General features: G+C 43.2%; 20 protein-coding genes. 4 read left to right on the top strand and 16 right to left on the bottom strand.

Annotated features, from left to right (window positions below):
- Positions 1-49 precede the first annotated feature (49 nt).
- The 3 genes from ISG33_RS04280 to cydB all read left to right on the top strand — a co-directional run bounded on the left by ISG33_RS04280 (position 50) and on the right by cydB (position 3,096).
- Positions 50-586: a GbsR/MarR family transcriptional regulator gene (locus tag ISG33_RS04280; protein ID WP_195733030.1), complete on the top strand. Its 537-nt coding sequence runs from the start codon at positions 50-52 to the stop codon at positions 584-586.
- A gap of 118 nt (positions 587-704) precedes the next feature.
- On the top strand, positions 705-2,087 hold the full coding sequence (locus ISG33_RS04285; RefSeq protein WP_195732285.1) for a cytochrome ubiquinol oxidase subunit I: 1,383 nt from the start codon (positions 705-707) through the stop codon (positions 2,085-2,087).
- Position 2,088: 1 nt separating this feature from the next.
- On the top strand, positions 2,089-3,096 hold the full coding sequence (gene cydB / locus ISG33_RS04290) for a cytochrome d ubiquinol oxidase subunit II (protein ID WP_195732286.1): 1,008 nt from the start codon (positions 2,089-2,091) through the stop codon (positions 3,094-3,096).
- A 4-nt stretch (positions 3,097-3,100) separates the two neighbouring features.
- Here the strand turns inward: cydB and ISG33_RS04295 are convergent, their stop codons facing one another.
- The 14 genes from ISG33_RS04295 to leuS form a co-directional block, all read right to left on the bottom strand.
- Positions 3,101-3,556: a DUF3592 domain-containing protein gene (locus ISG33_RS04295; protein WP_195732287.1), complete on the bottom strand. Its 456-nt coding sequence runs from the start codon at positions 3,554-3,556 to the stop codon at positions 3,101-3,103.
- Positions 3,557-3,630: 74 nt separating this feature from the next.
- The gene (gene lipA, locus ISG33_RS04300; protein WP_195732288.1) at positions 3,631-4,593 is read right to left on the bottom strand and encodes a lipoyl synthase; all 963 of its coding nucleotides are present in this window, start codon (positions 4,591-4,593) and stop codon (positions 3,631-3,633) included.
- Entirely contained in the window at positions 4,586-5,227 is a 642-nt protein-coding gene (gene lipB / locus ISG33_RS04305) for a lipoyl(octanoyl) transferase LipB (protein ID WP_195733031.1), read from the bottom strand. Before lipB ends, lipA begins: the two co-directional genes overlap by 8 nt.
- Positions 5,228-5,235: 8 nt before the next feature.
- Complete coding sequence (ybeD, locus tag ISG33_RS04310) at positions 5,236-5,505, bottom strand: DUF493 family protein YbeD (protein WP_195732289.1); 270 nt, start codon at positions 5,503-5,505, stop codon at positions 5,236-5,238.
- 1 nt (position 5,506) lies between these two features.
- A complete protein-coding gene (locus tag ISG33_RS04315; RefSeq protein ID WP_195732290.1) occupies positions 5,507-6,661 on the bottom strand; it encodes a D-alanyl-D-alanine carboxypeptidase family protein in 1,155 nt (384 codons plus the stop codon).
- A 190-nt stretch (positions 6,662-6,851) separates the two neighbouring features.
- Positions 6,852-7,802: a septal ring lytic transglycosylase RlpA family protein gene (locus tag ISG33_RS04320; protein ID WP_195732291.1), complete on the bottom strand. Its 951-nt coding sequence runs from the start codon at positions 7,800-7,802 to the stop codon at positions 6,852-6,854.
- Between the two features lie 83 nt (positions 7,803-7,885).
- On the bottom strand, positions 7,886-8,998 hold the full coding sequence (gene rodA, locus ISG33_RS04325; RefSeq protein ID WP_195732292.1) for a rod shape-determining protein RodA: 1,113 nt from the start codon (positions 8,996-8,998) through the stop codon (positions 7,886-7,888).
- On the bottom strand, positions 8,988-10,955 hold the full coding sequence (gene mrdA, locus ISG33_RS04330) for a penicillin-binding protein 2 (RefSeq protein WP_195732293.1): 1,968 nt from the start codon (positions 10,953-10,955) through the stop codon (positions 8,988-8,990). The genes rodA and mrdA overlap by 11 nt, the downstream gene beginning before the upstream one ends.
- Positions 10,956-10,981: 26 nt before the next feature.
- Entirely contained in the window at positions 10,982-11,452 is a 471-nt protein-coding gene (gene rlmH, locus ISG33_RS04335) for a 23S rRNA (pseudouridine(1915)-N(3))-methyltransferase RlmH (RefSeq protein WP_195732294.1), read from the bottom strand.
- A gap of 36 nt (positions 11,453-11,488) precedes the next feature.
- Positions 11,489-11,812, bottom strand: a complete 324-nt coding sequence (gene rsfS, locus ISG33_RS04340) for a ribosome silencing factor (protein ID WP_370545293.1) — start codon at positions 11,810-11,812, stop codon at positions 11,489-11,491.
- 6 nt (positions 11,813-11,818) lie between these two features.
- Entirely contained in the window at positions 11,819-12,490 is a 672-nt protein-coding gene (gene nadD, locus ISG33_RS04345; protein WP_195732296.1) for a nicotinate (nicotinamide) nucleotide adenylyltransferase, read from the bottom strand.
- Positions 12,490-13,521, bottom strand: a complete 1,032-nt coding sequence (gene holA, locus ISG33_RS04350) for a DNA polymerase III subunit delta (protein WP_195732297.1) — start codon at positions 13,519-13,521, stop codon at positions 12,490-12,492. Before holA ends, nadD begins: the two co-directional genes overlap by 1 nt.
- Positions 13,521-14,171 (bottom strand): LPS-assembly lipoprotein LptE, encoded by a 651-nt coding sequence (locus ISG33_RS04355; protein WP_195732298.1) that lies wholly within the window; start codon positions 14,169-14,171, stop codon positions 13,521-13,523. The genes holA and ISG33_RS04355 overlap by 1 nt, the downstream gene beginning before the upstream one ends.
- 3 nt (positions 14,172-14,174) lie before the next feature.
- Positions 14,175-16,838, bottom strand: a complete 2,664-nt coding sequence (leuS, locus tag ISG33_RS04360; protein ID WP_195732299.1) for a leucine--tRNA ligase — start codon at positions 16,836-16,838, stop codon at positions 14,175-14,177.
- Positions 16,839-17,148: 310 nt separating this feature from the next.
- Here leuS and ISG33_RS04365 point away from each other — a divergent pair, with 310 nt between their 5' ends.
- Positions 17,149-19,575, top strand: a complete 2,427-nt coding sequence (locus ISG33_RS04365) for a Lon protease family protein (protein ID WP_195732300.1) — start codon at positions 17,149-17,151, stop codon at positions 19,573-19,575.
- A 35-nt stretch (positions 19,576-19,610) separates the two neighbouring features.
- On the opposite strand, the gene ISG33_RS04370 is transcribed toward ISG33_RS04365, so the two are convergent.
- Positions 19,611-20,390: an SDR family NAD(P)-dependent oxidoreductase gene (locus ISG33_RS04370; RefSeq protein ID WP_195732301.1), complete on the bottom strand. Its 780-nt coding sequence runs from the start codon at positions 20,388-20,390 to the stop codon at positions 19,611-19,613.
- 67 nt (positions 20,391-20,457) lie between these two features.
- Complete coding sequence (gene yhbY / locus ISG33_RS04375) at positions 20,458-20,754, bottom strand: ribosome assembly RNA-binding protein YhbY (protein WP_195732302.1); 297 nt, start codon at positions 20,752-20,754, stop codon at positions 20,458-20,460.
- Between the last annotated feature and the right edge of the window lie 93 nt (positions 20,755-20,847).

Here is a 20,847-nt window from a genome sequence, read left to right on the forward strand (position 1 = left end):
TTGAAACTTCAGAAGGTTTATTGTGGAATCAACGTTCAAAATGACACCAATGATCGAATCCTTTGTGATGCATTTCGGCGAAATGGGCAGCAGATGGGGCTTTAACAGAACTGTTGGGCAGATATACGCCTTGCTTGTGATGAGTGAAGCCGCACTTTGTGCGAATCAAATTGCAGATACGCTAAGCATATCGCGAGGAAACGTGAGCATGGGGCTTAAGGAACTCAGTTCATGGCAATTGGTTGCTACCACACACAAACCTGGTGATAGAAAAGAATACTATCAAAGCAAAGGCAGTATATGGGACATGGCGAATCGTGTCTTTGAAGAGCGCCGTAAACGAGAAATGGACCCAACTTTGAGTTTGCTTAGAGATATTTTACTTGATGAGCCAGCAAATCGCTCAGAGGAATATGCTCAAGCACAAATAGCTGAAATTCATGACTTGCTAGAAAATATTACTCATTGGACACAAAGCTTACAGGCTTTGAGCCCGGACAAACTGAATACCCTGATGAAACTTGGTTCCGGGGTGGGTAAAGTTCTTGATATGAAAGATAAGCTCATGATGAAAAAAGCAGAATAATAGTTAGCTAACAGAGCAGCATCAACGCACAAATTTTTAGAGGAGTAAGTAAGCGACAAGTAAAACCATAGGTACCCGAATAACTATTTTCCTAGCCAACAAGCATTAAGAGGCTCACATGTTTGACGTACTACTTTTATCGCGTATTCAATTCGCTGCCAATATTAGTTTTCATATTCTTTTTCCAACTATTACCATTGCGTTGGGCTGGTTACTCTTTTACTTCAAACTAAGGTATCAATTTTCAAAACACCCCGTTTGGATGCGTGCATATCGTTTTTGGGTAAAAGTATTTGCACTGAGCTTTGCGATGGGCGTGGTTAGCGGTATAACCATGTCATTTCAGTTTGGTACAAACTGGCCTGGTTTCATGGAGACAATAGGCAATATTGCAGGCCCACTGCTCGCCTATGAGGTGCTTACAGCCTTTTTCTTAGAAGCTACCATGCTCGGCATTATGCTGTTCGGTTTTCATCGAGTACCGGCGTGGGTTCACACGGGAGCAACCTTTCTTGTGGCCTTTGGTACGACGATGTCGGCCTTTTGGATATTGGTGCTTAACTCTTGGATGCAAACCCCCGCGGGCTTTGAAATGATTGACGGTGTGGCGCATGCCAGCGATTGGATGGCGATAATATTCAATCCCTCATTTCCTTATCGTTTCTCACATATGTTGTTAGCATCATCCTTAACGGTGTGTTTCTTAGTCGCGGGCTTGTCGGCCTATAGAATTTATCGTGGCGACAACAAAAAAGCACCGCGGGTAGCGCTTAAAACGGCGATCTTTAGCGCCATGTTAATAGCGCCACTTCAGGCTTTCGTCGGCGATCTTCATGGCCTTAATACACTCGAACATCAGCCTCAAAAGATCGCAGCGATGGAGGGAATATGGGAAACACAAGAGGGCGCCCCCTTAGTGCTATTCGCTGTTCCGGATGAAGAGAGTAAAACAAACAAATATGCTATCGAAATACCTAAATTAGCCAGCTTAATCTTAACTCATTCGCTCGATGGCGAGTTGCAAGGTCTCAATGAATTTGAGGGAGCTCATCCTCCCGTCGCGCCAGTGTTCTATAGCTTCAGAGTCATGGTAGGTATCGGCATGCTGATGATAGCCGTTGCATGGTGGTGCGGCATCACTTTACTTCGCAAAAAGCAACTTAATAAATATCAAATTTGGACATTAATGAGTCTTTCTTTTGCAGGTTGGGTAGCTACCTTAGCTGGTTGGTATGTTACTGAAATAGGTAGGCAACCATATTTGGTCAGCGGAGTGTTAAGAACAGCAGACGCTGTTACCGATATTGCATCTGGTAATGTTCTCCTAACGTTTATCTTATACATGAGTATGTATGTTGTCTTATTAGTAGTTTATGTTCGCACGCTATTTTTAATGGCTAAACGCGCTGTCGACATCGAAGAGTATGATTTGTCGCCTCCTGGATTACCAGAAGGCCCTCGCGTCAAGCAAGCGAGAAATAACTCAACTATAGGGGCCTGATATGGATATATTATTTTCTGATACTGCACTACCCATAGTATTTGCCATGTTAACTGCGCTGTCATTGCTGCTGTATGCGATTCTCGATGGCTTTGACCTGGGGGTTGGTATTTTGTTACCTATGAGCGATGAAGGGCAGAGAGACACCGCAATTGCCTCCATTGGTCCGTTTTGGGATGCCAATGAAACTTGGTTGGTGCTGGCGGTTGGCTTATTGTTAGTTGCTTTTCCAGCCGCACATAGTGCTATTTTAAAAGCTTTTTACTTACCCGCTACGATAATGCTCTTAGCATTGATACTCCGAGGTGTTGCCTTTGATTTTAGAGCTAAGGTAAAACCACGACGTAAACGGATTTGGGATTACACCTTCAAAATTGGCTCCATGCTAACGGCATTCACGCAGGGCTTCATGCTTGGCCTTTATGTGATGGGGCTAGAGTACACCTTAGCTTCTGTTGTCTTTTCTATCTTCAGTGGTTTTTGTGTGCTTGCAGCCTATAGTTTGATAGGCGCAGCATGGTTAGTAATGAAAACAAGTGGAGAATTGCAGCTAAGCGCGATCTCTTGGTCAAAGAAATGCGGCGTACTAACGGCCTTTGGTATTCTGGTTGTTTGTTTGGTAAATCCATACGTGAATGCATCAGTACTTCGAATTTGGACCGAATTGCCCTGGGCTTATTTCTATGCAGCAATACCGCTATTGTGTGCCTTTATGTTTATATTGGGGTTTCTTGTTCTCAAGCGCTTGCCGCTTGCTGACGATGCTGGAGCATCGCTTCCCTTCTATATGGTCGTTATTATATTTGTGTGTTGCTTCTTAGGCTTGAGTTTTAGTTTTTATCCGTATGTGGTGCCTGGGCAACTGACCTTAAACGAAGCCGCCAGTTCACCCGCTTCGCTGAAGATAATACTGATTGGTAGTGTGTTCGTGTTACCGTTTATCGGCGCTTATACTGTATTCTCATACTACACGTTTAGAGGAAAGGCTGAACAGCTAAGATATTATTAAATGATTATTTTTGTCGGTAGTGATAAAGCCATTGTGGAGTAACGGCAATAAAAATCAGTAATAAAAAGGGTAACAAAACTGATGATAAGGTAGTGAATAGGGCATAGTTCATTACGTAGCCTGACTGAGGGTGCTCATCATCATAAGCCACAGTAAGTGTATCTCCCATGTTTATGATGCCAAAAGCTGAATATACGTGGGAGTTTACAGTTAGCCAATAGGTTGAGCCGTCAACGCGGTATTCAACCAGTATTTCATGCAACTTGGGAGGGCGTTGCGTATTATCAATCATGACCTCCTGCGATTTAGTGACGGTATAATCAACTACCGTCGCTTGAGTACTTGTTCCAAATAAATAAGCAGGAAGTGCATGCCGACCAGCTACTAAAAAAACAAGTAACAAGAAAAGTCCAATCAGCATACTGATACTCGCTTCTTTGAACTTATTTCTTTTTTTCATTTTGGCTGCCCTATTATGTCTTTGCTACACTGCCTACTATGTCTTTGGTTAACTGATAGTGCGCTGCTATTGATTTATTTAACTTCAACACCCGCAGCTTGCTTGTCGGCATGGTAGCTCGAGCGTACCATTGGTCCACACGCCGCGTGGGTAAAGCCAATCTTTTTGGCGTAATCACCCAAAGCATCAAACTCTACTGGTGGTACATAGCGTTTCACCGGGAAATGGTGCTTGCTGGGTTGCAAGTACTGTCCAAGAGTGAGCATGTCTACATTGTGGGCGCGTAAATCATCGAGTACTTTTTGCATTTCGTCTGCTTCTTCACCCATGCCCATCATTAAGCCAGATTTGGTTGGTATTTCTGGGTGCTGCTCTTTAAATTTCTTTAGTAGGTCGAGTGACCACTGGTAATTAGCCCCTGGGCGACACTCTCTGTATAGCCTTGGTATAGTTTCAAGATTGTGGTTAAACACGTCAGGAACGCCCTTTTTGAATATCTCCAGAGCGCGATCCATACGACCACGAAAATCAGGCACAAGTACTTCAATTTTGGTTGTAGGGCTATGCTCTCTAATGGCATTAATACAATCAACAAAGTGCTGAGCGCCACCATCACGAAGGTCATCGCGATCAACCGAGGTGATTACCACATAGCTTAGCCCCATTTCGGCAATTGTTTTAGCCAGTTTCTCTGGCTCTTCGGCACTTGGGGGTAAGGGTTTACCATGTGCAACGTCGCAAAATGGGCAACGACGCGTACAAATATCCCCTAAAATCATGAATGTTGCGGTGCCATGATTAAAGCACTCAGCTAGGTTAGGGCAGCTAGCTTCTTCACATACTGAATGCAATTTGTTTTTACGTAAGGTAGCTTTGATGTGATCGATGCGGTCAGTTGTGCGTGGTAGCTTAATTTTTATCCACTCAGGTTTGCGCAGCATCTGTTCTTTTTCAGTGGGTACAATTGTGATGGGGATGTGCTTTACTTTTTCGTCATCTCTTAATTTTACACCAGCTTGTGGACGTGTATTACTCATCAAATTTTTCTCTTAGTTCTTTGTCGTTGATACCTAATAACTTACAAAAGTGATCAACTAATTTTGGACCAGCTTCTTGTAAAGACTCTGGGCCACCTAATACCGCACTGTTTACCATTTCCATCCCAGCATATCCACATGGGTTAATGCGCTGAAAAGGACTTAGGTCCATATTGACGTTCAACGCCAGACCATGGAAAGAACAGCCTTTTCTGATTCGAAGACCAACAGAACATAATTTTTTATCATCTACGTACACACCCGGAGCATCTTTTTTAGCATAGGCAACAAGGCCATAGTCTTTCACCAAATTAACAATGCTATTTTCCAATGCGCTAACCAAATCACGAACGCCCAACTTACTACGGCGAACATCAATAAGAGTATACATCATTTGTTGACCCGGGCCGTGATAAGTCACTTGGCCGCCTCTATCAACTTGCACAACTGGAATATCACCTGCTGCCAGAATATGCTCAGCTTTACCAGCTTGTCCTTGGGTGAATACTGGTGGATGTTCAATCAACCATATTTCATCTGGCGTTTCGCTGGTACGCGAGTCGGTGAAGCTTTGCATTTTTTGCCAAGTAGGGGTGTACTCTTGCTTTCCTAGTTGTCTAACAATGGTAGGTATAGTCAAGCTTACAGCACCACTTTTACGAGCTCTAGGCTCGATAGTTCAGTGTAGATACTTTCCATGTGCTGCTTGCTAGTCACCTTTACTTTTAATGACAAAGCGTGATAATTACCTTTACTCGAAGGTTTCACTTTCGGGCTGTAGTCGCCTGGCGCTAAACTTTGTAATTTGGTAATCACAACATCTGGTAAACGTGGATCGGCTAAGCCCATCACTTTAAAAGTCTGAAAGCATGGAAACTCAAGTAGTTCGTCAAAGTGTGTATCTAAAGCCATGTTAGTCCTCAAAGCCTAATTTAAGAGATACCCAATCCATGGCTTGATCAAAGAATCCACCTTCTTGTACTTCATGCAGAGTGACCAGAGGGTAGGTAGCGATATCTTCGCCATCAAGTTGTAAATAGAGTTTTCCCACCACTTGGCCCTTTTCAATTGGCGCTTCAAGACTTTCGCTTAATTCGAAATGTGCTTTTAGTTTGTCGGTTTGACCTCGAGGAATAGTGATCGGTGTAGACTGATTCAAGCCTAAGTCTACTGTCTCACGATCGCCCATGTAAATACGATGTGCTACAAAGCTGTCGCCAGCCTGATATGGTGTTACTGATTCGTAGAAGCGAAAGCCATAACGCAACAGTTTTTTATTTTCTACTTTACGAGCTCGTTCACTTTCTGTACCCATAACCACGGAAATCAACCGCATATCGCCTTGTGTCGCTGATGTAATAAGGCTGTATCCTGCATCAGATGTGTGACCAGTTTTGATGCCATCAACATTCATGCTTTTGTCCCACAATAGGCTGTTTCGATTGAACTGCTTAATTCCGTTGTAGGTGAACTCTTTGATTTGGTAGAGGCTATAGGCTTCAGGAAGCTCCTTAATCAAGGCTGAAGATAAGATTGCCATATCGCGTGGAGACGTATAGTGTTCTGCATCATGTAATCCATGACTATTGACAAAATTACTTGCGGTCATACCCAAACTTTGCGCATGTGCATTCATCATGCTTGCAAAAGCCTCTTCACTGCCAGCAATATGCTCAGCCATTGCCACGCAGGCATCATTTCCAGATTGTACAACAATGCCTTTCAGTAAATCTCTGACCGACACTTTAGTTCCTACTTCAATGAACATTTTTGACGAATCGGGGAAATTTTTGGCCCATGCGTTTTCAGAGATGGTAACCATGTCATCAAGACTGATATTACCAGCTTTGATTTCTTTACCAATCACATAAAGGGTCATTATTTTAGTTAGGCTCGCTGGTGCCAAACGCATATCGATGTTTTGTTCGGCAATAATATGACCTGTGTTGTGGTCCATTAACATGAAACCGCCAGCTGCAACACTTGGCGGTGGCGGAATCACAACAGCTGCACTTGCTACGAAACAGCTAGCGGCGAGTAGTAGGGTGGAAATAATTTTTAAGCGCATTTAATTAACCATTTTTTGAGGTTTTATTTTTAATAGAGTTGACGTTACTGTGGACCATCTTAAGGCCCTTAGTTCCAGTCTATTTTTATGTTGACACTGACTTTGGAAACTAGCATTCACGTCACTTTTCGTGTGAAACGGATTTTATAACATTCTACCTAGATTCTACCAGCTTTACGGGCTTTTTTTACTATTCAGCAGGCACAATTAACCGAAAAGCAGAATTGAAACCGAGTTCTTTCAGCTCTTCGATTAGTTTTTCTGCTTTTTGTTCATTTTTTAAAGGTCCTAATCGTAATCTGTATATGTCATCAATAAGCGGAGCTTCGGTGGGCACCTGGTAAAGTCGACCCAGGCCGTCCGATAATTCTAACATGGCCTCCTTGTTTGAAAATGCTGCTACTTGCACGAAAACTTTGTCTTCGGCGTCTGAAAACGGTGTGCGCATTTCAATTGTAGGAGTATCAGCGTTATAAACGTCAAGTTCTTTTGAGTGATTTTTAGGTTCATAATTATCGTCGTTTGTTCTCGCAAACTGAGACTCATCAGCTAAGGCTGCTGGTACATCAGGTTGAACGGGGTCGCCGGTACCTACAGTCATGATGCCATCATTATCAATATGAATGACCTCAATCTTAACATTCGCAACACCGGTAGAGATAACGTCGAGTTTTTTTGCTGCCGCGTAAGACAAATCAATTATGCGGCCTGGGTGAAAGGGTCCTCGGTCGTTTACTCTTACCACGGCAGTCTTTTGATTGTCGAGGTTTGTTACCTTCACAAACGAAGGTAAAGGTAAGGTCTTATGTGCCGCTGTCATCCGGAACATATCGTAGACCTCTCCGTTAGATGTTCTGTGCCCATGGAACTTTTGACCATACCACGACGCTTGTCCGCTCTCAGCGAAGCCTTTTCCCGTCAATATAGGTGTATAATATTGTCCAAACACCTCGTAAGGACGCATATTTAAAGGCGCGTAGGGCTCGTAACGAGGGATGGCGTCTTGAAGGTTAATCTCACCATATTCGAACTGAGGTGCGGTGTCTTGTTTAAGCTTGTAACGGCTCTTAGGTTGGTTAGTACACGATATTAGTACTAAACAAATAAGGCTAATGGCAAATACTGTTCTTATTGTGTTCATTCCGTTGTCACTTATTGTTATATATTTTATGAAACTACTTACAGCAACTATATTTATAATCGTAAATGAAGAAAATTCTTAAGCTATCGTGACATGAGACGTTTTTGTGTACTAATTGACATTAATATCCCGAAACCCGCCAGCAAAGTAACCATTGACGTGCCACCATAACTCACCAAGGGCAGTGGTACGCCAACCACCGGTAATAGACCTGATACCATTCCCATGTTTACGAAGACATAAACAAAAAAGGTCAGGGTAATACTGCCTGCTAGTAACTTACTGAAAGCGTCTTGCGCTAAATTGGCGATCATCATACCGCGAACAATAATACACATATATATGAAAAGTAGACCAACCACTCCAATTAAACCGAATTCTTCACTAAACACAGCAAAAATAAAGTCGGTGTGCCGCTCTGGTAAAAATTCTAATTGTGATTGTGTTCCCTGTAACCAACCTTTGCCACTCACACCGCCAGATCCAATTGCTATTTTGGATTGAATGATATGATAGCCTGAGCCAAGCGGGTCGCTTTCCGGATTCAAGAAGGTCAGCACCCGTTGTTTTTGATAAGCCTTCATCAAAAAGAACCACATTATCGGGGTAAATGCGCCAGCCATCCCAGTGATGACAAAAATAAGCCGCCAAGTCATACCCGATAGAAAGAGTGCGAATATGCCAGAACTGGCTACCAGTAAACTCGTGCCTAAATCAGGTTGTTTAGCGATTAAAATAGTTGGAATAAATACCAGTACAAAACCAATAGCAATATTGCGTGTTCGTGGCGGCAAATTAAACTGACTAATGTACCAAGCTATCATTAACGGCACGGCAAGCTTCATCACTTCTGAAGGCTGAAAGCGTATAAAACCTAAGTCTAGCCAGCGCTGAGCGCCTTTACCTATAACGCCAAAAAATAATACAGCGAGCAGCAACAGAAGACCAAACCCGTAGAAATATATCGCGAGCCGGCGATACGCCATAGGTGGAATCTGAGCTAAAACGACCATGACTAAGAGTGCTATACCTAAACGGGTTAGCTGCCGGTTTACTAAGTCCCAGTCCTGGCCTCCGGAGCTATATATCGTGACCAAACCAACACCCATAAGGCAGACGAGTGCGAACAATAGAAAGCCGTCTATGTGCAGGCGCTCTAAAAATGTTGTTTTGGCGGTGTTGAATTTAGTTGCCACTACTTACCTCATTTTCCATCGTAACTGGATTTACAAAGCGTTTAGTATCGGCGTTATTAGCATCATTGTTATTAACATTAGGAGCGGCTGCAATACCTTTTGGTTTTACTTCAGTAAAGTAATAATCCATCACTTCTCTAGCAGCAGGTGCTGCATTTGAACTACCGCCACCCGCATTTTCAATCACCACCGAAATGCTGATTTCAGGAGAATTATAGGGGGCATAACCGACGTACATCGCATTATCACGAAGGCGTTTTTCAACATTTTCTTCATCATACTCTTCGTCTTGAGCAACTGAAAAAAGTTGAGCTGTGCCAGTTTTCCCTGCCGACACATAATCTGTGCCTTTAAACGCAGTATGTGCAGTGCCGTGCGGTCTATTTACCGTGCCATACAGTGAATCAAGTATAACATCCCAGTTTCGCTCATTAACCATAGGGATTGGGCTTAACATTTCGATAGGTAGCATATCTACATTACCTTCTACCATATAACCCCTGATTAAACGAGGTACGTGACGCTTTCCTTTATTCAATAAGAAGTTAAGCGATTGGGCAATCTGTAGAGGTGTTGCATTCCAGAAACTTTGTCCGATACCTACTGGTATCGTATCACCGATATACCATGGCTCGTTAAACCTTGCTCGTTTCCAGCCACGGCTTGGCATATTTGCACCTGACTCTTCATAGAGATCAATACCAGTGCGCTTTCCAAAACCAAAGGCTTGCATACTGTCGCTGATCCTATCAATACCCAGCTTGAAGGCAAGGTCGTAGTAAAAAATATCGCAGGACACTTCGACAGAACGAGTGACATCTACATCGCCATGTCCCCATTTTTTCCAGTCTCGCCAAACATGATTTACATTAGGGAGACGATAGGTACCACGGTCTTTTATCGTCGTATCTTCGTCTATTTCACCTACTTCTAAACCCAACAACGCCAGATGAGGTTTGATAGTCGAGGCAGGTGGATAACGTCCTTGAGTAGCACGATTAAGAAGTGGACTATCTTTTGAATCCAAGAGTTTAGAATATTCTTTCTGACTAATGCCATGTACGAACAAATTTGGATCGTAGCTGGGGCTACTATACAAGGCTAGTACTCCTCCGGTGCTTGGTTCAGTAATTACCACTGAACCACGCCTATCAGCTAACACTTCTTGAGCTTTTTTTTGTAGATTAATATCAATATTTAAAACGATATCTTTACCGGGTATGGGTGGGTCGAAACTTAATACCCTTATGATTCGGCCTTGGTTATTCACCTCAACTTGCTGATAACCCACTTCCCCATGTAAGGTCTCTTCATGAAAGCGCTCGACCCCTTGCTTGCCTATGTCGTGAGTTGCAGCATAATTAGCAAGCTGACCATTTCGCTCTAGCTTTTCGAGATCTTTTTTATTTATTCGAGCAACATAGCCCAGCATATGGGTAAGTGCACTCTTGAAAGGGTAATAGCGCGATAATCTAGCTTCTATGCTAACGCCGGGGAACTGATGTTGCTTAGCTGAAAATAGCGCGACATCATCGTGCGATAATTGTTCACGCAATGAAATCGGTTTAAAACGACGCTGGCGCTTTCTCGCTTTTTGAAACTCAGCAATTTCGTTTTCAGTTAAGTTCATTAGATCTGTTAAGTTTTCTAAAGTCTGATCAAGATCATCGACATCTTCGGGAGTCAGTTCTAAGCTAAATACAGGTCTATTCTCAGCTAAAATAATGCCGTTTCTATCGTAAATAAGCCCTCGATTTGGAGCAACGGGAAGGACTTTAATTCTATTGCCATTGGAGCGGGTTTGATAGTCTTCGTATTGACTGACTTGGAGAGTGTAAAGGTTAGCAATTATCACCAACATTAAAGCCGACACGAACGCAATTGACACTACAGTTCGTCGTGCAAATAAATTTGCCTCTGCAGTATGGTCTCTGATCGTTTGACGCTTTTGTGGCATAAGTAAAGTTTGTCTTATTTTTGTTTTTATTCTCGATGGTACGGATGGTTCTGTGTAAGCGACCACGCTCTATAAAGGCTCTCTGCAACGATCACCCTTACCATAGGATGAGGGAGAGTGAGATTCGATAATGACCATTTCTGCTCAGACGCTTGCTGGCATTCCTTCGATAAGCCTTCGGGCCCCCCAATGAGGAGACTAACGTCGCGCCCATCCATTTTCCATCTTTCTAATTCACCGGCGAGCTGCTCAGTATTTAATGCCTTGCCAAGTACTTCAAGGCTTACAATTCGGTTTCCTTTCGGTATCGCTTGCAAACAACGTTGCCCTTCGTCATACAAAATACGCTGAACATCAGCGTTTTTACCTCGTTTCCCAGGGGGGACTTCAGTAAACGAAAGCTTCATGTCACGCGGAAATCGTCTAAGATACTCATTCGTACCTTCGACCACCCATTTAGGCATTTTGTTCCCGACCGCGATCACTTGTATGTGCATAGTAAACCTAGCTTTATCCGTCTAGCAGATAAAATCTTATTGCCAAAGCTTTTCTAGTTGATAGAAGTCACGTGTTTCATCTTGCATTACATGCACAACAATTTCGCCTAAATCGACCAGCACCCACTCGCCACTCTCTTTTCCTTCAACACTCAGAGGGGGCATATTGGCAGTCTTCATCTCAACAACTAAGTTTTCAGCGATAGACGACACGTGACGCTTCGAATTGCCTGAACAAACAATAAGTAAGTCGGTAATTGTTGACTTGCCTTCTACATTTATTTGAATGATGTCTCTTGCCTTCATATCGTCGAGCTTATCAACGACAAACGCACTTATTTCATTTTGCTTCAAATTCATTCCTATCTATTGTGGTTCGTATAACTTGTTTTCTTGTATGTAGTTTAACACCCTTTGTGGGAGCATTAACGACGGATTTTGCTTTTTTGAGTTTTTGTTTAGCGATAATTGCCTTCTTAACTCGGTCGAAGATACATTTACAATGGGGCAGTGCGCTTTTATCACAACGCCATGCGTTTGTTTTACAGCTTCGATATCAGTCACTGTCTTGTTGCCCATAGTGTTAGTGTCCAGCTCATAGATATGAGTCGCTTCGTCTATCTTTATTAACGGCTGTTGACTGCGCTTCAATACTATTATGTTGCACAAAGAGAAAATGCTTTGCCATTGATGCCAACTTTGAATGCTATTGAACGAGTCTGTTCCCATCACTAACCAAATTGGCCTTGGCGACTTTTGTTTGAGTTCTCTCAGGGTTTGCGCTGTAAAACTTTTCTCAGCTCGTTGCATTTCAATGCTTTCAACATAAAAACGAGTATCTAACTCACATACTATTTCTAACATTGCTAATCGGTGGTGGTTTGCGATACTCAAGGTATTTTTGTGTGGAGGTATATTACACGGCATTAAGCCAATGTGTTCAATGGAAAGGGCATCCATCAACCATTGCAAACCTTGTATATGTCCTAAATGTGGCGGATTAAAAGTACCGCCGAACAATACCTGTGCGGATTGCATTATCGCAGAGCTAGATGTTGAAGTGGGGCGGGTATAAACAAACACGCCAAGTGGCTGATCAACACAAAGGGTTTCGGTGACTGTTCACTTTTCAGTATAAGGTCAGCTTGCTGTAAATGTTCCATCATTAATCTTAGGTCTTTATCATTCAAACGTTGCAGTGCACTTCGATACAGTGTCTGTTTATTTTGCCAAATTCTCAACTTATTGAAGTTCACTGTACCTTCAATTCGTTGCATGCTTTTGCACTCTGCTAGGGTTTGCGCTTCTTTAATTAGACTCCAAAGAATAACATTCGGCTCAACGCCCTCACTTTCCAAGCGATACAGAATTTTAATTGCTTTTTGGATATCGCCAGCAAGCAAATCATCAACAAATTGGAACACAGTAAAACGTGATTGGTCGACCATACTCTTTGCTAAGGCGTCGGCATCAATGGCTTGATTTGAACCACTATACAATAGAGAGAGTTTTTCAATTTCTTGCTTTGCTGCAAGCAGGTTACCTTCGCTAAAATCGCAAATAAGATTAATACTTGCTTGACTGAGGTTGATCTTTTGTTCTTTGCACCTCTGCGTTACCCATTGCAGCAACTGCTTTCCTTCAAGCGGATAACAGAGGCTAAAGATGGCATGGGCGTCGATTGTTTTAAACCATTTCGCTTTCTGTACGTCTTTACCTATTTTAGGACCTTGGATCAGGATAATAGTATCAGGTGATATAGAGTCACAAATTGCACTCAGCACCTTTGCCCCTTCCGCCCCTGGTTTACCTGTTGGTAAGGTGAGTTCTATGTATTGCTTATCAGAGAACAAAGACATCGACTGGGTTGCATCGATCAACTGTGACCACGAAAAATCACTATCGGCAACTAAGGTTTGCCTCTCATCAAAGCCTAAGCCTTTAGCTTTCGCTCTAACGGCATCAATAATGTCTAGTTTTTGTTGAGGTTCATCGCCAAAAACCATGATAAATGGAGGTAATCCATTTTGTGCGATGTGTTGTTCGAAGCGATTGGGGTAAACTTGCATTATGGCTGCTCGCTTGTTTTCGTAGCCTTACTCTTTCGCTCCTCTATAGAGCTCAGGGCTTGTGTGTATTGGCTAGATAACAGGCGAATGATTCGATCAGCTGATTCTTGGCGCATTTGATTTAACACCAAATCGAGCTCCCGAGACTTCGCCAACACTTGGTCAGGATCATCTTGGTACTCGCGGGCAACTGCCATTGTTGCCGATATCGGCTCAGCAAAGGGGAATATTACCTCGTAATCAACCGTGTAAATAAGCTCATATTCGGCAACTTGGCCAGTCGAAAATACTGACAAAAGTCGCCTATCAAGTTGCTCTGGTTGCAGCTTTATAACTACAACAGTAGTAGGCTCAATTCCTTCCGGTATCGTTTTTTCGCCGACAATACTGTTTAATTGATAAACAGGTAAGCGCTCATCTAGTGCCCTCGATAGTGGAAGATAATCAAACTGCGTAATGATAACAACATTATTAAGAAAGCTGGGCAGTGCTTGAGAGCCTCGTAACTTAAATCCACAGCCCTGCATGAGTGCTGCGACGATCACCACAATAACAGCTAATTTACAGCCTTTGATGAGTGCACATAGGGAAGAAGCTATGGCACTCTTTGCTGTGATAAGCACTTCAAAAACGTCTGAGAGTCTATTCATTGACTAGTTCGCTACAATGTTCACGAGTTTGCCAGGAACATAAATCACTTTACGTACGGTTTTACCCTCAATAAACGCTTGCACATTTTCTTGTTGTAGAGCTTGGTCTTGGGCGCTTTGGCTATCGATATCTGCGGCAACTGTCATTTTAGCTCTCAATTTACCGTTTACTTGTATTATGAGTAGTTTCTCGTCCTCGACTAAAGCGCTCTTGTCCACCACAGGCCAGTTTGAGCACTGAAGCTCACCTTCGCCGCCTAGCAAGCTCCAAAGAGCCTCGCAGATATGTGGCGTAATTGGATTAAGTAGCTGCACCATCGCTAACAAACCTTCATGTATGAGCGCTCTGTCGAGTGCGCTTTCATTAGGTGCTTTCTGCAGGCGATTTAATAACTCCATCACTTTTGCTACGGCAGTATTAAAGGTTTGGCGACGCCCGATGTCATCTGTTACCTTATCGATGGTCTGATGAATATCACGTCGCAGGGCTTTTTGCTCTTTATTTAACGATGCGGTGGATAAAGTTGAGACCAGTGAACTTGGCAATTCATCTTGACCTTCACACTGAGCTTTGTGTTCATTCGCTAGGCGCCAGAAACGTTTTAAGAAACGGTTTGAGCCCTCAACGCCAGAATCGATCCATTCAAGCGTTTGCTCTGGTGGCGCGGCAAACATGGTAAACAAACGAATAGTATCTGCTCCGTAAATATCAATTACTGATTGCGGATCGATACCATTGTTTTTCGACTTTGACATTTTTATCATACCAGCATGTTGCACTTCGGTGCCGTCGGCCAATGTTGCTTTGCTTATTCTGCCTTTGTCGTCCTTTTCAATGATAACGTCGCTCGGCGAATGCCATATTTCTTTACCTTTTTCATCTTTTGTGAAAAATGCATCGGCTAATACCATGCCTTGGCATAGCAGCTTTTTGAATGGTTCATCGCTGGTAACCAAGTCTTCGTCACGCAATAATTTGTGAAAAAAGCGTGCATAGAGCAGGTGTAAAATAGCATGCTCGATACCGCCGATATACTGATCAACTGGCAACCAATAATTTGCCTCTGCTGGGTCAAGCATGGCGTCGTTTGGTGCAGATGCATAGCGAGCGTAATACCACGACGACTCCATGAAGGTGTCGAAGGTATCCGTCTCTCTAGTCATGGGAAGACCGTTGTGAGTTGTTTTTGCCCATTCAGGGTCGGCTTTTATGGGAGATATTACACCGTCCATAACGACGTCTTCAGGCAATACAACGGGTAAATCAGATTCATTTACCGCAAAGGAGTTACCAGCATCATCATTTACTACAGGAATGGGGGCTCCCCAATAACGTTGGCGCGATACGCCCCAATCACGTAGTCGATAATTGGTGGTTTTCTTACCCTTTCCAAGCTCAGCAAGCTTGCTGGCAATAGCATTAAAACCATCTTCAAACGACATCCCGGAGTATTCACCAGAGTTGATTAAGGTATTCTTTTCCGGATAAGCAGCTTCGCTAATATTTGCGCTTTGAGCATGCTCTTCTCTGAACTCGACCACTTGCAATATAGGAAGCTGGTATTTGGTAGCAAATTCCCAGTCTCGCTGATCATGAGCTGGCACCGACATCACGGCACCAGAGCCGTAACCCATTAACACAAAGTTCGCAATCCAAACCGGTAATTTTTCACCTGTGAGTGGGTGCAACACTTGAAAGCCCGTGTCGATACCCTTCTTTTCCATTGTTGCCATGTCGGCTTCAGTGGTTTTTGTATTTTTACACTCGTCAATAAAGGCCCGAATTTCCTTGCTTGCCTTAGCTGCTTCTAACGCCAAGGGATGACCTGCGGCAACGGCTAGGTAGGAGGCACCATATAAGGTGTCGGGACGCGTCGTGTACACTTCGATGGTTTTTTCGCCAGCAACTTCATCTGTTAAGTCAAAACTTACGTCGACACCTTCAGAGCGTCCAATCCAATTGCGCTGTGCCGTAACGACTTGCTGTGGCCAGTCTGTTAACTTATCGAGGTCGTTTAGAAGCTGGTCGGCGTAATCGGTAATTTTAATAAACCATTGCGGTATTTCTTTTTGTTCAACCTCAGCCCCTGAGCGCCAGCCTTTACCATCGATAACTTGCTCGTTGGCCAAAACAGTTTGATCAATTGGATCCCAATTAACAGTGGCGTTTTTCTTGTACACCAAGCCTTTATCGAACAAACGAGTGAAAAACCATTGTTCCCAGCGATAGTAGTCTTTCTTGCAGGTCGCGAGCTCTCTGCTCCAGTCATAACCAAACCCTAATGAATTTAGCTGAGTTTTCATGTACTCGATATTTTGATAGGTCCACTTTGCTGGCGCGGTCTTATTGTTTATCGCAGCATTTTCAGCCGGTAGACCAAAAGCATCCCAGCCCATCGGTTGCAAAACGTTTTTTCCCTGCATACGATGAAAACGACTGACTACATCACCGATGGTGTAGTTCCGAACATGGCCCATGTGCAGACGACCGCTTGGATAGGGGAACATCGATAGACAATAGAACTTTTCTTTGTCGTCGTCCTGATTAGCTTCAAAAACCTTAGTATCGTTCCAATGGGCTTGTGCTGCATCTTCAACCTTTTTGGGATCGTAAACGTTTTCGCTTGCGCCTGACTGATTTTGCGCTGAAGTAGAGGTGTTGGTCATGTCGGTTTGTTTCTCAAACTTTGTCGTTGTTTTATTCCCTATAGAATACCTTTTATCATGGCAATTCGACAATAGAAGAAAGCATAAACCCTTGCTAATTGTTCAATTAAGCTCGAGATACGCTCGCTTTCACCATAGTTTGGTATTTTGTATGATGTTTTTGTCGAGTTTCATCTAAAAAACGATGGTTTTTTCTGCCAACGTTCCAGTTTTGATGAAAAATATAAGCAATCACTTTGGACTTCCACTACCATGGGCAAATAATTGTGTTCAACGCATCATATTTTTGAAAGAGATTTAACATTTATCTATGTCAGAACCTCAGACCACGCTAGCAAAACAAAAAAAATCATTAGCAATTCCAGCAAGTGATCTCAAGGCTTCAATAGCTTTTGAGCAACTTGAAGAAGCTATGCAAGCCAAGCATGTGCCTATTGCTTTGATTGGGCAATCAAGAGCTAAAGAGGCATTGAGCTTTGGCTTAGGTGTACATGCCACAGGCTACAATTTGTATGTGATGGGAGAGCAGGCAACAGGTAGATACACCTTGGTGCATAGTCTGATCAATGAACAAGCTCAAAAGCAACAGACTCCAAATGATTGGTGTTACCTAAACAATTTTGATGATGAACGACAGCCCATCGCGTTGCAGCTACCTTGTAATCAGAGTAAATCATTCGTTAAAGATATTGAAAATCTCCTTGATGAGATAATGGATACCTTTCCAGCAGTTTATGAGAATCCTAGTTATCAGCGTAAAAAAGCCGCAATAACCCGTAAAAACGAACTTCGTTACGACAAGGCTATTGATGAAGTGGAAAAAATAGCGCTTAGCAAAGGTGTAGCTTTGGTAGAAGAGGCGGGCTCAATAAGCTTCTCACCTATCGTAGATGGCAAAGCTATTACTGATAACGATTTCGCTCGCCAAAGCGATGAGCAGCGCCAGCACTACTATGATTTAATCGACGATTTAGAGGCTTGTTTAAGTGAGGCCCTGATAGAAGTTCCTTTGTGGCAGCGCGAAAGCGCCGAGCAACAGCGAAAACTTAAGCGAGAAACGGCTGAGCAAGGTATTCGAGGGTTATTAAAAGAACTTGAGCATAAACATGCCGGTGATATCGCGATATTAAAGCATTTACGCCAACTAAAACCCCATCTTATTGACACCGTTACTGAACTTTTAGCACCCACTTCAAAGTCTGAGCGTCATGAAGAGAAACAAGACGACTATGATAAACGCATGATTTTGGTCGACACCTACGTGCCAAATATCTTGGTGAGCCATGCTGATAATGCTGGAGCCCCCATCGTATATGAGCCAAATCCCACACATCAAAACCTATTTGGCAAAATTGAATACACGAGCGTACAAGGCAGTGTGTATACCAACTATAGTATGATTACGCCCGGTGCTCTACACAGGGCAAATGGGGGCTACTTGCTACTTGATGCTGATAAGTTATTAGAGCAACCCTTCGTTTGGGAGGCGCTTAAATTGGCACTAAAATTCGGTCAGCTCAAAATAGAACTTCCGCAGCAAGACGTGGGTATGGTGAACTCGATAACGCAAACCCCACAAGCTATTCCACTGAGTGTGAAAGTAATACTACTTGGCTCTCGCGAGCTATATTATACACTTCAAGACTATGATGATGAATTTAAAGAGCTTTTCAGGGTATTGGTCGATTTTGATCATGAAATCCCTCTCGAACAACAAAATTTGAATGATTTTGTGGGGCGCAGCAAAGAGCACGCGAAGCAGATAGGTTTAAGTGCAATCAGTCAGCAGGCAATGGCGAGATTAGTTGAGTACAGCCTGCGACTGGCTGAGCATCAAACCAAAATGAGTGCCCGCTTTGCTGACGTTATCGAACTTATCAATGAATCGAATTACTTTTGTATGCAAGACCAACTTCATGTGCTTGAGGTTCAGCATATCGAAGCGGCGCTTGAAGCTAAGAAAAGAAGAACAGGGCGAGTGAGTGAAGCACTTTTAGAAGATATCCGCGAAGGGCATGTGCTTATCGGCACTGAAGATAGAACGGTCGGACAGGTGAATGGTCTCACCGTTTTAGAGGTTGGTGATACGGCTTTTGGTACGCCCGCCAGAATTACCGCAACCGTGTATGCAGGCTCTAATGGCGTAGTCGATATTGAAAGGGAAGTTGAATTAGGTCAACCTATTCACTCAAAAGGCGTCATGTTACTAACAGGGTATCTGGGCCACAAATATGCGCAGTACTTTCCCTTGACCTTATCGGCAAATATCGCTCTTGAGCAGTCGTATGGCTACATTGATGGCGATAGCGCATCCCTGGGAGAACTTGTCGCGTTAATTTCGGCATTGACTGATATTGCTGTCGAGCAAGGTGTGGCAGTTACGGGGTCAATAAATCAATACGGTGAGGTACAAGCGGTAGGCGGGATAAACGAAAAAATTGAAGGTTATTTCTCGCTTTGCTCACAACGTGGATTAAATGGAAAACAAGGGGTTATCATACCCAAATCGAATGCGTTAAATTTAATGTTGGACAAAGAAATTGTTCGAGCTGTAGACGATGGCCTATTCAATGTATATGCAGTATCTAGCGTGGATGAAACCCTAGCAATTTTGATGGGCGTTGAGGCTGGGGAACTTAATTCGAAGGGTCGCTATCCTAAGAAGAGTGTGCATTACGCTGCAGTAAACAGGCTCTACAATATCGCCAATCTAGTAAATGGTGGCTCAGAAGAGTGATAATTACTCTGAGCCAGCATCTTAATTTTGTTAACTTATTTAGGTGGCATCCGCAGCGCACCGTCTAAACGCACCGTTTCACCGTTCATATAAGTGTTTTCGCTCATATGAACAACTAAATTAGCAAACTCTTCGGGCAAACCTAAACGTTTGGGGAATTGAACATTTTGTGCCAAGGCCTCTTGCACATTTTCAGGCATGGCAAGTAGCATTGGCGTTCCCATGATGCCAGGTGCAATGGTGTTAACGCGTATCCCCAGCGCGGCAAGGTCGCGTGCCATAGGCAAACACAATCCAATAATCCCCCCTTTACTCGCCGCATACGCTGTTTGACCAATTTGACCCTCATAGCCAGCAACCGAGGCGGTATTAACTATAAGGCCTCGTTCGTTACTCGTCGGGCATACTGTGTTCTTCGCCATTGCACTAGCAACTACTCGTGACACGTTAAACGTACCAACAAGATTAATGTTAATAACAGACTCAAAATTAGCCAATGGCATGGCGTCGCCATCTCTATTGAGGATGCGTTTGGCTGGTGCGACTCCTGCGCAATTAACACACAAGCGAATTTCCCCGCAGTCTTTCATAACCTGATCTACGGCAGTTTCAACACTACTATCATCAGTAACATCGACTTTGTAGAAGCTACAGTCAGCAGCACCAAACTCTGCTACTCTATCGCTTCCCGCATCTGCATTCATATCGAAGATCGCAACATGATAACCCTGTTTTACTAATACTGAAGCAGTAGCGTGCCCCAATCCCGAACAACCGCCTGTAACTATCGCAACTTTTTTATTGTCTGTCGTCATATCTCATTCTCTTGTATCAGCGTTCTATATCTACACGCTTTTATTATATTGAGCTATTAAATTGTCGCTATTTTTTGGGAATACTGATCTTTTTCTCGTCACTTTCTCGATATATCGTTAGCACATGCCCTATCTTTTGAACGAGTATCGCTTTGGTTTCGCCCACAATAGCGTCCATGATCAATTGTTTTTCTTCTCTATCATCCGAAGAAATTTTAATTTTAATTAATTCATGGAACGAAAGGGCATTTTCGATTTCAGCCAAAACGCCCTCGGTTAACCCGTTATTACCTAGTTGCACTACTGGCTTGAGAGGGTGCGCTAAACCTTTTAGATATTGCTTTTGTTTATTAGTTAGTTTCATTTTTTATCTTTTGTTACGATTAGTTTATGGTTTACACCTTGAAAACGCGTATTCTACCTTTATCTATGTAGTATTCCTAATTCATTCCGCATT

Source organism: Marinibium conchae (genome assembly GCF_015595035.1).
Lineage (GTDB): Bacteria > Pseudomonadota > Gammaproteobacteria > Enterobacterales > Alteromonadaceae > Glaciecola.

Excerpts from the sequence above, each read along its gene's own strand:
- ISG33_RS04280 (WP_195733030.1), top strand. The coding sequence starts at position 50 with ATGATCGAATCCTTTGTGATGCATTTCGGCGAAATGGGCAGCAGATGG.
- ISG33_RS04285 (WP_195732285.1), top strand. The coding sequence starts at position 705 with ATGTTTGACGTACTACTTTTATCGCGTATTCAATTCGCTGCCAATATT.
- cydB (WP_195732286.1), top strand. The coding sequence starts at position 2,089 with ATGGATATATTATTTTCTGATACTGCACTACCCATAGTATTTGCCATG.
- ISG33_RS04295 (WP_195732287.1), bottom strand. The coding sequence starts at position 3,556 with ATGAAAAAAAGAAATAAGTTCAAAGAAGCGAGTATCAGTATGCTGATT.
- lipA (WP_195732288.1), bottom strand. The coding sequence starts at position 4,593 with ATGAGTAATACACGTCCACAAGCTGGTGTAAAATTAAGAGATGACGAA.
- ybeD (WP_195732289.1), bottom strand. The coding sequence starts at position 5,505 with ATGGCTTTAGATACACACTTTGACGAACTACTTGAGTTTCCATGCTTT.
- ISG33_RS04315 (WP_195732290.1), bottom strand. The coding sequence starts at position 6,661 with ATGCGCTTAAAAATTATTTCCACCCTACTACTCGCCGCTAGCTGTTTC.
- ISG33_RS04320 (WP_195732291.1), bottom strand. The coding sequence starts at position 7,802 with ATGAACACAATAAGAACAGTATTTGCCATTAGCCTTATTTGTTTAGTA.
- mrdA (WP_195732293.1), bottom strand. The coding sequence starts at position 10,955 with ATGCCACAAAAGCGTCAAACGATCAGAGACCATACTGCAGAGGCAAAT.
- rlmH (WP_195732294.1), bottom strand. The coding sequence starts at position 11,452 with ATGCACATACAAGTGATCGCGGTCGGGAACAAAATGCCTAAATGGGTG.
- rsfS (WP_370545293.1), bottom strand. The coding sequence starts at position 11,812 with ATGAATTTGAAGCAAAATGAAATAAGTGCGTTTGTCGTTGATAAGCTC.
- nadD (WP_195732296.1), bottom strand. The coding sequence starts at position 12,490 with ATGCAATCCGCACAGGTATTGTTCGGCGGTACTTTTAATCCGCCACAT.
- holA (WP_195732297.1), bottom strand. The coding sequence starts at position 13,521 with ATGCAAGTTTACCCCAATCGCTTCGAACAACACATCGCACAAAATGGA.
- ISG33_RS04355 (WP_195732298.1), bottom strand. The coding sequence starts at position 14,171 with ATGAATAGACTCTCAGACGTTTTTGAAGTGCTTATCACAGCAAAGAGT.
- leuS (WP_195732299.1), bottom strand. The coding sequence starts at position 16,838 with ATGACCAACACCTCTACTTCAGCGCAAAATCAGTCAGGCGCAAGCGAA.
- ISG33_RS04365 (WP_195732300.1), top strand. The coding sequence starts at position 17,149 with ATGTCAGAACCTCAGACCACGCTAGCAAAACAAAAAAAATCATTAGCA.
- ISG33_RS04370 (WP_195732301.1), bottom strand. The coding sequence starts at position 20,390 with ATGACGACAGACAATAAAAAAGTTGCGATAGTTACAGGCGGTTGTTCG.
- yhbY (WP_195732302.1), bottom strand. The coding sequence starts at position 20,754 with ATGAAACTAACTAATAAACAAAAGCAATATCTAAAAGGTTTAGCGCAC.